Raw genomic sequence first — 12,054 nt, forward strand, 5'->3', positions numbered from 1 at the left:
GGTGCAGAGACTTTGAGCGTTGTCAGTGAGGCTGTTGTCGGTGGAACGCTCGGGTGGGCCGTCGAAGGCTCTTGCCGCGGGTGCGACCATATTTGGCATGCCAGTGGCGACGGTGTCTCGCCGGAGGTCCGCGCGGCGATCATCGCCGACAACGGTCCGAGCGGACTGCGGATTTCGGACCCGAGTCCCTCGGTGGGTGCGATTATGCGGGTGATCCGCAGCCGGGAATCGTTGCCGCGCAGCGAACTGAGAGCCGCGGCTGGGGATCTGGTGTCAGATGGGTGTGTGGGGACCCTCGCGGAAATGTCGCTGCTACGGCAGGGACTCGAAGAGCTCGGGGTCAGGGCCGGGATCGTCTTCGCGACGCCGCGACCATCCGGACGCCAGATCAGCCTTACCAAGCGCGTCGTGCACATCAGTCCGCCCAAACGGCTCATCGACCCGGATGTCCGGGTGGCTCTAGTGCCCTACTGTCTACCCGAGTCAGAGGCCGAGCTCCTGGCCGGCTATCTGGAGTCGGCGACAGCGTTGGCTTCAGCCCCTGGAGTCGTTCCGGATCGATTGACCGGGCGCCTGTTGTTCCGGCTGGGTGTCATGACCGACGGGGAGTGGGTGTGGGGTCTGGACTGGGCGGACTATGTCCGGGCCTACCGAGTAGACCTACCCCAGGAATTCCGTGATTACGCCCAACGTCGCAACTACGATCCGGTCGAGCTCGGTGAGGACCGCGTCCAGGAGATCGCTCACACCCTCGGTATGCCGGGGTAACGCCGGCACTGTCGTTAGAGTGTGCGGCTTGTCGTGTCGGCTGGCCGAAAGACACACTGTATTGCCGACGACAGGGTCATCAGGTCCGTGGAGCCGTGAGGGCATGTCCTTGCCAGTCTGTGGGCTCCGGGAGTGGTCCAGGATCGGTGCACCACGCGATGAATTCGGCCACGTGTGATGGGCGGATCTCGTCAGGAAGGCCGAACATCGGGCAGCGAAAGCGGAGAGCTGGGCCGTGCTGGGTCACTCCGCGAAACTCGGGACCCAGCACGGTGACATGCCGGGCTTGCTCGTCTTGGTTCAGGACGTAATTGAGCAGAATCCGTCGATCGTCAGTCGCAACCATAAGGCTGGCTGCGCCGGGTGCATGATAGTTTTCCCAGTCTTCGCGGACCCACCATAGGAATTCGCGATGGCCCACCACGATCCTGCGCCGACCCCTTTTTAGCGATTGCCATGCGCCAACGCTAGAACGCTGGTGCAGTGAGCGCACGTAATTTTCGTCGGTCGGCATAAAAATGCCCGATCACGGTATGCGCAATCCCTTGTACCGGCGAAAAGCAGACACCGTGATCTTCGTTGCAATGCCAGGATGCGTGTGCTTTATCTCGGCGGCACGCGGAAGAAGAACCATCAGATTCCTGGATCTACTGGATCCGCAAGCAGCACCACGTGGTCGGCTGCCGGGTCGAACCCGAGCAGTGGGTAACCATATTGGCCCTCGGCGCTCATAAGCACGGGCTTTCCCAGTCGACGGCCGAACGCGCATACGAAGTCGCACAGGATGTCCACCCCGGCCTGACCTTGCAGCTCGCGAAGGTCCAGGTCGAAATCGATCTCCGTGGCGGACATCGCACGGAAGATCATCGGCACCCCTGGGACGGGCCGAACATACAGCGAGACACCCTCCTCCGCATCTGCGGGGCGTGGCAGTACCTCCGCAGCAAGAGGCAGCGGTCGAATGGTGTCGGCTTCCCTGTAGCCCCATTGCCACCCGCTGGACTGGACTAGATCGAATACCGCCTGCCAGTCCTCGACTGAGGCGTCCGGCACCCACACATCCGGCAGGGCACCCATCAGGTTGGGGTCGAAGAAGTTCTTGACGTCGTCCCACAGCAGATCTGGCATCCGGCCATGCTGCCAGGGCGCGCTCTCGGACCGCACCCTGATTTCATCACACCAAGGAAGGCGCGGCCACAGCTCGGCCAAGTGGTGACATCAAACTTTTCACCGTCGCGAGCCACCGATCGACCTAGCCGTCAACACCGAAATCAATCGACCAGCGACGCCAGGACTCACCGATACGGCCATGACTCAGTAGCGAGCGGCGACGCCCGACTGGCCGGACCAACCTAGACTCCTTCTGGAGTTCCTTGGCGCCCAGCGCTTCCGGAAGATGCAACGTCGGCAGGCTCGCCGGGCGCGGACTCAAAAGCTACGAACTAAGCGTCGCCTCCATCGCCGCCCTGCGGGGAACAGCAGCAGCGGAAGCGTCAAGCCATACACGGCAATGACTGCGCCGATCGCGGTAGCTTCACCTACAGCCTCCACGACGAAAAGAACCAACAACGGCACACAGAGAGCGACCACCACGCTCAGCAGAGCCATGGATAACCACTGTTCGCGCTCCCATGCCTGAAACATCCCCACCACCGACAAGAACCCGACGAATAACGCAGCCAGAATCGTGTAATGCCCCAAGGTGCTGTCTCGCCAGCGCGTACTCGCCTTACCCACAGCCGTCAACCTAGCCGACTACAGTTGCGCACCCATCCAAGCAGCGGAGCCCGGCGGGAAACCACGCTGCGGTCTCCGACCACGCCTGCCGACTACCGGCTGACGCGCGTATGCAGGCACCGAAGCTCGCGGTCCTGGAAGTGGGGTTGCACCCTGAACTGAAGATTCGCGCGCCGGGAGCTACTGCCCCACGCACCATTACGACATCGGCATCGACGAGGGCTGTGGTCGCATACGAGCTGCCGCACCCCTTCGGGGCTTGCCCCCCAATAACCCGGCCACTAGGCATGGAGTGTGTGACGACCATCTCTCCCCGGCCAGTTGCGCGAGCTCTTCGCGGCGCAGGCCGGGCACCCGCCGCCGATCCCCATAGGTTGTCAGTCCCACCTGATCGGGCTGCAACCGTGCCCGGCGTGACATGAGGAAGCTGGTCAACTCCGAGCGTCCATCCATGCCGCGATCCTAGACAGCGGATTCGCCGGGCAGATCGTGACTTTCGTGACGGCTCACTGTGCCGTCGGGTGACACTCGGACCGCATCGCGGAACGCTCGAGGACCGGCGCTTCGGTGGGAGCGCCGGTCCTGATGAGCGTGCGGTGGTGTTCGGTTATCGAACCGGGGTCAACTCCGGCTCGGTGGGTTGTGGTCGTTCGCGACCGAGGATCGAGTGCCTTCGGCCGTAGGCGAAGTACACGACGACACCGAGGGCCATCCAGATCACGAAGCGCACCCAGGTCTCGATCGAGAGGTTGACCATCAGCCACAGGCAGGCCAGGGCGCCCAGGACGGGAACCACCGGGACGAACGGGACGCGGAAACCGCGCGGCAGATCCGGGCGCGTGCGACGCAGGACCAGCACTCCGATCGACACCAGCACGAAGGCGACCAGCGTGCCGATATTGACCATTTCCTCTAGCGTGCCGAACTCGACGAATCCGGCGAGCAGCGCGCAGACCACGCCGACGAGCACGGTCAGCCGAACCGGCGTGCCCTTCTCGCCGGTCTTGGCCAGACCGCGGGGCAGCAGTCCGTCGCGGGCCATGGCGAACAGCACCCGGGTCTGGCCGAGGAACATCACCATCACCACGGTCGACAGCCCGGCCAGCGCGCCGATGGCGATGATGTTCTTCACCCAGGTCGCGCCCTGGATGGCGAAGGCGGTGGCGAGCGTGGCGTTGCCGTCGGCGAGTTCGGTGTAGGACACCATGCCGGTGAGGACCACCGAGACCGCGATGTAGAGCACCGTCACGATCGCCAGCGAGGCCAGGATGCCGCGCGGGACGTCGCGCTGTGGGTTGCGCGTCTCCTCTGCGGTGGTGGCGACCACGTCGAAGCCGATGAAGGCGAAGAACACCAGGCTGGCCGCGGCGAGCAGGCCGTACCAGCCATAGCTGGTGCCACCGGATCCGGTGAGGAAGGCGAACAGCGACTGATGCATACCCTCGGCCTTCTCCGACGGCTGCGCGGGCGGGATGTAGGGCGTCAGGTTCGACGGCTTGAAGTAGGTCGCCCCGACCACCAGCACCAACGCGATCACGCCCAGCTTGATCGCGACCGCGATGGCCGACACGCGCGACGACAACTTGGTCCCGGTGGCCAGCAGCACCCCGACCACCGCGATGATCAGCACCGCACCCCAGTCGAAGGTCACCGAGCCCAGGTGGATCACCGGCGCCGAGGACCCGAGCACTTCGCCGAGATATTGCGACCAGCCCTTGGCGACCACCGACACCGCGAGCGCGAACTCCAGGATCAGATCCCAGCCGATGATCCAGGCGATCACCTCCCCGAAGGTGGCGTAGGCGAAGGTGTACGCGCTGCCGGCCACCGGCACGGTGGAGGCGAACTCCGCGTAGCACAGGGCCGTGAGCCCGCACGCGATCGCGGCGAAAACGAAGGCCAGCGAGACCGCGGGGCCGGCCACCGTGCCCGCGGTGCGCGCGGTGAGGGTGAAGATGCCCGCCCCGATCACCACCGCGACACCGAAGATCGTCAGGTCCTTGGCCGTCAGATCCTTGCGCAGCTTGGCATCCGGATCGTCGGTGTCGCGGATCGATTGTTCGACGGACTTGGTGCGGAACAGTCCGCTCTTCGTCATCATCAGATCGACCTCGGAATGGCATCGAGACGGCGCTCGGCGAATCGGTTGGCGGCGGCACCGGTCCCGATTCCCTCGGTGACGGCGGCGGCGATGATCTCGCGGCAGCGCGGATAGATGTCGGCGACCTCGGCTTCGACCTCGGCGGGCGCGGCGGCGCGCAGTTCACCGGCCACCTGGATGAGGCCACCGGCATTGGCGACGAAATCGGGCACCCAGATGATGCCGCGCTCGGTGAGCGCCTGTTCGATCTCGGGAGTCGCGAGTTGGTTGTTGGCCGCGCCGCAGATCAGCTTCGCCTCGATCGTCGCGGCGCTGGCTGCGGTGAGGGTGGCGCCCATGGCGCACGGCGCGTACACGTCGACCGGTGCGGTGGACACCGCCGACAGCAGCCGCACGGCGGGCATTTCGTCGGTGATGCGCTCGAGCGCCGCCTCGTTCACATCGGTCACGCACACCTCGGCGCCGTCGGCGAGCAGCAGGGCGGTGAGTTCGCGACCCACCTTGCCGACGCCCTCCACGCCGACCGTGCGACCGGCCAGTGTCGGTGCGCCCCAAACGAATTCGGCACCGGAGCGCATCGCGTGGAACACCCCGAGCGCGGTCAGTCGTGCACTGTCGCCGCTGCCGCCCGCGCCGACACTGCGGCCGGTGACGTGGCGGGTGTGCCTGCCGATGACGTCCAGGTCGTCGGTGTTGGTGCCCACGTCACCGGCGGTGATGTAGCGCCCACCGAGGGTGTCGACGAAACGGGCGTAGGCGGCGAGCAGTTCCTCGCTCTTCAGCGTTGCCGGATCGCCGATGATCACCGCCTTGCCGCCACCGAGGTCGACGCCTGCCGCGGCGGCCTTGTAGGTCATGCCCCACGACAGTCGCAGCACGTCCTGCAGAGCCGCGGATTCGTCGGCGTAGGGGTAGAAGCGGGTACCGCCGAGGGCGGGGCCGAGCGCGGTCGAGTGGATGGCGATGATCGCCTTCAGGCCCGAGGCGTCGTCCTCGCAGAACACCACTTGCTCGTGGGCGCGGGCGCTCAATTCGTGCGATCGGCCGAAGACTCCTGCTTCGGTGTGCGCGACGGTCACTGTCGATTCCTTTCGGGTTGCCGCCAGCCAGGGTTGTGCCCTGGGCTGCGGTGTGGTGGTGCCGCGGGTGTGCGGCGCTTCGATGGTGCGATGCTCCCAGCCGCGGCGGTCGGTATTCCGCGCTCGCGGCGCAGCGGTGGGTGCCTCTACGGCGGTATGCGTCGCAAGTGGCTGAGTGAGCGCGGTCGCGGGGGTGGCCCCGCGGTTTCGGTCAGTAATCGATGCCGAGATCGCGCAGCCCGGCGCGGTACAGCTCGACGTTGCCGAGTTTGATGTCCTCGTAGCCGCGCACCACATCGGGCAGTGCGGCGGCCGCGGTGGCCGTGTCGTAGTTCGCGGTGGTCAGCGCGGCGGCCAGTCGGCGCACCATGTCGGTGTAGTGGGCCAGTAGTTCGCGCTCGACCTTGCGGACGTGGGCGTAGCCGAAGGGATCGAGCCTGGTGCCGCGCAGGAACTTGCCTTTGGCCAGAACCTTCAGCGCCACATGCGATTTTGGTTTCAATCCGATCTTCTTGTCGCGGCCCATCGCGCGCAGCATCGGCGGATGCAGCTTGTAGGTGAGCTTCTCGCCACCCGGTACCTGCGCCCGCACCTCGTCCAGGAACGCCGGGTCGACCAGCAGGCGAGCCACCTCGTACTCGTCCTTGTAGGCGGTGAACTTGTACAGCCCGCGCGCCACCGCCTCGCTGAACTCGGTGCGTGCGGTGACGGCCCGCTCCGCCGACCAGACGAGCTGGACGGTGTCGACATAGCGCCGGGCCACCGCGGCGTTCTGGTAGCCGATGAGCTGACCCGCTCGCAGCTCGACGAGCCGTCGCACCTCACCCTCGAAGTCGGTGTGCGCCAGCAGTTCCACGGGCACCACCGGGGACCGCCGCGCCTGCTTCTGCGCGACCGCCGCGGCGAACGCCGCCGGATCGGCGACGGCGACTCTGCCCCAGCGGAAGGCCGCGATGGTGGCGTCCACCGCGACACCGTTGATCCCGATGGCCTCCTCGATCGCGGCGGCGGGCAGTCGTAGCCCCCCGGTCTGCACGGCCGCGCCGACGATCAGGAAGTTCGCCGCCGCCGTGTTGCCGAACAGGGTCAGTGCCGCCGCGAGCGCGTCGAAGTGGCTGATCGAACGTGTCGCCGTGGCGAGCCGATCCAGCAGCGTTTCCGTCGCGGGGTAGGCCACCGACTTGTCGAAGACCATCTCGCCCGTAGGGGTCTGGCTGGTCGAGGCCACGGCCACGGTGCTCGCCGCATCGCCGTACTGGAGATACTTCGGATCGGTGGCGGTGAGCAGGTCCACGGCGAGCAGGCAGTCCGCGCTGCCCGGGGTGAGCCGGTTGGCAGGCTCCAATTCCGTTGCCCCGAAACGCAGGTGGGACAGCACCGGGCCGGCCTTCTGGCTCAGGCCGATCTGGTCCAGGCTCTCGACCTGGTATCCGGCGCGCAGGGCGGCGGTGGCCAGCACCTGGTTCACCGTCACGATGCCGGTGCCGCCGATCCCGGCGATCAGCACGTTCTGGGTGCGCAGCGGCGCGCCCACATCCGGATCGGCCACGGCGGGCGGCTCGACGGCGCTCTGCCTGTGCGGCTTGCTCTTGTCGGGGTCGACCTCCACGGTCACGAACGACGGGCAGTCACCGTCCAGGCAGCTGTAGTCGGTATTGCACGAGGTCTGGTCGATGCGGGTCTTGCGCCCGAACTCGGTCTCGACCGGCTGCACCGACAGGCAGTTGGACTTGGCGCCGCAATCGCCGCAGCCCTCGCAGACGGCCTCGTTGATCACCACCCGGGTGTTGCGGACAGGCAGCGTCCCGCGCTTGCGCTGCCTGCGCGCGTCGGCGGCGCAGTGCTGGTCATAGATCAGCACGGTGACGCCCTCGATCTCGCGTAGCAGCTTCTGCGCCTCGTCGAGCCGATCGCGATGCCACAACACAGTGCCCTTGGCCAGCGCCCGCTTCGAGTGCCGTTTCGGCTCGTCGGCGCAGATGATGATCTTGCGCACGCCCTCGGTGGTGAGTTTGTGGGTCAGCTGCGCGACGGTGAGCCCGCCCTCCACGTCCTGGGCGCCGGTCATCGCGACGACTTCGTTCCACAGCAGCTTGTAGGTGATGTTCACCCCGGCCGCGACGCAGGCCTGCACGGCCAGCTGCCCGGAATGGAAGAAGGTGCCGTCGCCGATGTTCTGGAACAGATGCGGCACATCGGTGAACGGCGCCTGCCCGATCCACTGGCTGCCCTCACCGCCCATCTGGGTGAGCCCGGTGACCGCGCTGTCGGTGCGTCCCGACAGGGTGACCAGCGTGTGGCAGCCGATGCCGCCGCCGCCGATCGAGCCCTCGGGCAGCGCGGTGGAGCGGTTGTGCGGGCAGCCGCTGCAGAAGTAGGGGGTTCGCTTGGAAGAGAGAACTTCCAGCGCAAGTGCGGGCGGCGCTGCCCTTTTCAGCTCGACCCGCCCGCGCAGGACCCGGCGCAGCGGCGCCAGCAGTCGTCCCGCGGTGAGTTCGCCGTCGACCGGCATCAGCCGTGCGCCGCGCTCGTCCTGCTTGCCGAGCACGCGCGGCGCGTCCGCGGTGCCATAGAGGATCTCGCGGACCTGGGTCTCGATGAACGCGGTCTTGTCCTCGACCACGATCAACTGCTCCAGGCCGCGAGCGAACTCGGTGAGCGCGGCGGAGCCGAGCGGATACGGCATGCCGATGCGCAGCAACCGGATTCCGGCCCGGTGCATGCTCGCCTCGTCGACGCCGAGATCCAGCAGGGCCTGCCGGACCGCGTCGAAGGTGGTGCCGGTGGCCGCGATCCCGACCTTCGCCTCGGCGGGGTCCACCTCGATCACGTCGAGGGCGTTGGCGGCACCGTAGGCGCGCACCACGGCCCAGCGCGGGCCGTAGAGATCGGCCTCGGCGAGCACGCTGTCGGTCGGCGCCGCCATCGGCCGCTGCCGGTAGACGAAAGGCTTTCCCTCCCACTGCACTTCGGGCACGGTGACCGCGAGGTCGGCCACGCCCGCGTCCACGGTCCAGGCGCCGTCGGCGACATCGGCGACGATCTTCAACGCCACCACACAGCCCGAGGCCCGCGACAGCGCGATGCCCTGCATGCCCAGGGTGATGATCTCCTCGGCATTGCGCGGGAACAGCACCGGCACACCCATGGCGGCCAGCGAGCGTTCGCTCACCGCGGGCACCGTCGAGGACTTCGACGCCGGATCGTCGCCGACCAGCAGCAGAACACCGCCGCGCGGGTTCACGCCGTACATGTTGGCGTGCCGGATCGCGTCGGTCGCGCGGTCGACGCCGGGGCCCTTGCCGTACCAGACGCCGACCACGCCGTCGTGGGTCGGCCGTCCGGTGGGCAGGTCGGCCTGGCTGCCCCAGACCGACGTGGCGGCCAGTTCCTCGTTGTACCCGGGGACGAAAGTGATGTCGTGCTCGGTGAGCACTTCCGGCATGCCGAGCAGCATCTTGTCCACTCCGCCCAGCGGGCTGCCCTGATAGCCCGAGACGAACGTCGCTACCCGGCGCCCGGCCCGGATGTCGCGCACGTGCTGTTCGACGAGCAACCGGGCGATGGCCTGGACGCCGGTGAGCAGCACCGGACCCGCTCCGGAGCGATAACGGTCGGCGAGGTCGTAGGGTGCGGCCGGCTCGGGCAGCGGTCGGGCAGTCGCACAGACGACGGTGGTCATGACGTCTCACCACACTTTCCACAACCCAGATCGTGAGCTGCGCAACGAAGGAACTTGCTATCGGTGCTGCGAAATGTGCCGTGGAGGGGTAATCGGTGTCAACAGTCAGTCGGAAAGTTGATCAATCTGATCAAAAGTGATCTGGGCCACTGGGCTGGATGTGCCAATCTGCTCGAGCGCGCGAGACCTGGGTCACATCATGGCTGGTTCGCCCGGTGGGTCAGATGTTCGACCAGCGGCAGGCTCCGGTACCCGATCGGGGTAGCCAGGGCGAGCATGGTCTCGGTGTGGTTCACGCCGTCGATGGCGTGCACCCGCTGGATGATCTCGAGCAGATCCTGCTGCGACTGCGCGGCGATCCGCACCAGCAGATCGGCACGGCCGGTGGTGGCGTGCACCTCGAGCACGTGCGGGAACCCGCGCAGCGTCTCGATGATCGGGTCCATCATGTTCTGGTCGAGCTCGACGCCGAGGAACGCGTGCACAGCGAACCCGATCGCCTGCACATCGATATCGGGCGGATACCCGCGCACCGCCCCCGACGACTCGAGCCGTTTCATCCGCGCCTGCACGGTGTTGCGGGCGACCCCGAGCCGCTGCGCCAGCTCGAGAATCGGCGCCCGCGGGTCACGAGCCAGTTCGGCCAGCAACGCGGCATCGAGTGCGTCGAACTTGATGGTCATGGCCGCATTCTGACACGCCGACTGCCCGAGTCCGACGAGCTACGTCACCTGACGAACGCCGCGGTGGCGTTGTCGATGGCCGACCGAGGGATAGCCGCGCACTCCGGATCTCAGCCGTGCAGGGTCGGTCGGTAGACGAGTTCCTGGATATGGCCGTCGAGAGTTCGGCTCTCGAGCAGTTCGAGGTCGAAGTCGGCGGCCCCTCGGAAGATCGGGCCGTCCCCGGTCTGTCCGGTGATCACCGGGAACACCGTCACCTGGACACGGTCGACGAGCCCGGCGGCCATCAGCGACCGGTTCATCGACAGGCTGCCGTGTGAGCGCAACGGCACCGCGGACTCCTCCTTGAGCCGGGCGACGACATCGACCGCGTCACCGTGCGCGATGGTCCCGTCCGGCCAGTCGAGCGGCCCTTCGAGCGTGTTCGACACCACCGTCGCCGGGAGATCGCGCATCCGGGTGACCCAGGGGTCGCGCACCTCGTCCACGTCACCCGAAGCCAGCATCTGCGCGAACTCCCGATAGGTGTTGGGCCCGAAGACCATTCGCTGTTGCTCCTCGAACAGGGCAAGACGGTGGTCGAGCAGCTCGGGGCCCTGCTTGCCCCAGTACCCACCCCAGTCGCCGCCGCTGATGCTGCCGAAGCCGTCGAGGCTGGAAAAGACGTCGAAGGTGTAAGTGGTCGCCATCGGGTTCTCCTTGTCATCTGCCGGGTGTATCGATGCAGACGAGTCCACTCGGGAAAAATCATCGCGTGGTGCGCCGAGGCCCGATCTGATCCGCGGCGATGCGGGGCCGTGTCCCGACGGGCCGCGTGCTTCGAGGCCGTTCGGACAGGCGCCGAAGTGCGGCGGCGCGGCGATGTGCGGCGGGCGGGCGCTGGTGAACGCGCCCGAAACCCGGAGCGATCACGGCGTGACCAGGGTGCGAAGGTGGCGGGGCACTCCTCGACCGCTCATCGACCGTGTCGAGAAACCCTGTGCCGGTCAAAAATTGACGAGTCTGCGGCAGCAGCGCACACTCACTTCTCGGCGGGAATCGCCCCGCCGGCAACAGGTCCGGCCTTAGGATATTTCCATCGACCGTCCGCGGCTGCTCGATGTGATGGCTTGCGTGCCACTGTGTCTCACCGTCCGGCGGTTCGATTCTCGGCTGCGTTCTCGGTAGTTGGTTCGCCTACTCATTCGAAGGAGCCGGTCATGACTGTTGCCAGCAAAGCCTCACAGGTATGGGATCTGAACAGAGGAACAGGAACGGCCTGGGCGTACTGCGGGCCCACCGGCGTGCTGCAAGCGCCCTTCATCGTGGTCGCCGACAACGGGCCCACCGATATGGCCGGACTGGCAGCCAAGGCCAACGATGCGGCCTACGACCTGCACGCGGCGGTGACGAAAACGGGACGGGAGCTGATCCTGGTCGGGTTCACCAGTGAAATCTCGGACCTGCACGCGGCCGCCGACACAGTGCTGGACGCGATAATGCGTGCGGTCGCTGAGCAGTCGGGGCCGCGAGGATTGACCGTCGGTGGTTTCGGTCGCGGCGCACTGCTGGCACGGTATGCCCTGGCGAAGATGGAACGCCAGAGGATGGATCATCAGACCGAAGCCTATTTCGCCTACAACAGCACCAGTCCGGTCGACCGAGACGAAACCGACGCACTGGAGAGTCTCGGGGCCGTGCCGCAACGGCCTCGCTTGCTGAAATTGACTGTGGGCGTGCCCGATGTCGAAGGTCTCAGCGAGAAAGACGATCAGGACCTGTCGTTGTTCCACGATGCCTTCTACAGCAACGAAACCGCCACGACTTCCTTGATGGCCGCGCGGGCCGGGCAGTGGTTGTTGGAGGAACTGCGCTGACTTCCATCGGTCACTGATTTTTGGCCCTTGCGGTGGCTTCTCCCGGCCTCTGAGTGCCGCGGGCGGGGGGGCCCGGCCCCCCGCCGCCCCCCCGGGGAGCTCCCGGGGCTTATAAAAAAAAACCACCCCCCCCCACAAAAACAAAAAA

9 protein-coding genes are annotated in these 12,054 nt (G+C 66.7%); 2 read left to right on the forward strand and 7 right to left on the reverse strand.

Translation table 11 applies throughout. The features are described from left to right. Positions 1 to 303 precede the first annotated feature (303 nt). A complete protein-coding gene (locus ACFWUR_RS01515) occupies positions 304 to 768 on the forward strand; it encodes a hypothetical protein (RefSeq protein ID WP_378841228.1) in 465 nt (154 codons plus the stop codon). A gap of 633 nt (positions 769 to 1,401) precedes the next feature. On the opposite strand, the gene ACFWUR_RS01520 is transcribed toward ACFWUR_RS01515, so the two are convergent. The 7 genes from ACFWUR_RS01520 to ACFWUR_RS01550 form a co-directional block, all read right to left on the reverse strand. Further along, entirely contained in the window at positions 1,402 to 1,896 is a 495-nt protein-coding gene (locus tag ACFWUR_RS01520; protein WP_378900143.1) for a hypothetical protein, read from the reverse strand. A gap of 300 nt (positions 1,897 to 2,196) precedes the next feature. Further along, on the reverse strand, positions 2,197 to 2,505 hold the full coding sequence (locus ACFWUR_RS01525; RefSeq protein ID WP_378900146.1) for a hypothetical protein: 309 nt from the start codon (positions 2,503 to 2,505) through the stop codon (positions 2,197 to 2,199). Between the two features lie 607 nt (positions 2,506 to 3,112). Beyond that, a complete protein-coding gene (locus ACFWUR_RS01530; RefSeq protein ID WP_378900149.1) occupies positions 3,113 to 4,606 on the reverse strand; it encodes an APC family permease in 1,494 nt (497 codons plus the stop codon). Next, positions 4,606 to 5,685: a Glu/Leu/Phe/Val dehydrogenase dimerization domain-containing protein gene (locus tag ACFWUR_RS01535; protein WP_378900152.1), complete on the reverse strand. Its 1,080-nt coding sequence runs from the start codon at positions 5,683 to 5,685 to the stop codon at positions 4,606 to 4,608. The genes ACFWUR_RS01530 and ACFWUR_RS01535 overlap by 1 nt, the downstream gene beginning before the upstream one ends. 211 nt (positions 5,686 to 5,896) lie before the next feature. Continuing rightward, a complete protein-coding gene (locus tag ACFWUR_RS01540; protein ID WP_378900155.1) occupies positions 5,897 to 9,367 on the reverse strand; it encodes an indolepyruvate ferredoxin oxidoreductase family protein in 3,471 nt (1,156 codons plus the stop codon). 197 nt (positions 9,368 to 9,564) lie between these two features. After that, on the reverse strand, positions 9,565 to 10,050 hold the full coding sequence (locus ACFWUR_RS01545) for an Lrp/AsnC family transcriptional regulator (RefSeq protein WP_378900158.1): 486 nt from the start codon (positions 10,048 to 10,050) through the stop codon (positions 9,565 to 9,567). A 110-nt stretch (positions 10,051 to 10,160) separates the two neighbouring features. Beyond that, on the reverse strand, positions 10,161 to 10,739 hold the full coding sequence (locus tag ACFWUR_RS01550; protein WP_378900161.1) for a dihydrofolate reductase family protein: 579 nt from the start codon (positions 10,737 to 10,739) through the stop codon (positions 10,161 to 10,163). A gap of 510 nt (positions 10,740 to 11,249) precedes the next feature. Between ACFWUR_RS01550 and ACFWUR_RS01555 the strand changes: the two genes are divergently transcribed. After that, a complete protein-coding gene (locus tag ACFWUR_RS01555; RefSeq protein WP_378900164.1) occupies positions 11,250 to 11,906 on the forward strand; it encodes a hypothetical protein in 657 nt (218 codons plus the stop codon). Positions 11,907 to 12,054 lie beyond the last annotated feature (148 nt).

This window comes from Nocardia sp. NPDC058633, assembly GCF_042717045.1.
Taxonomy (GTDB): domain Bacteria; phylum Actinomycetota; class Actinomycetes; order Mycobacteriales; family Mycobacteriaceae; genus Nocardia.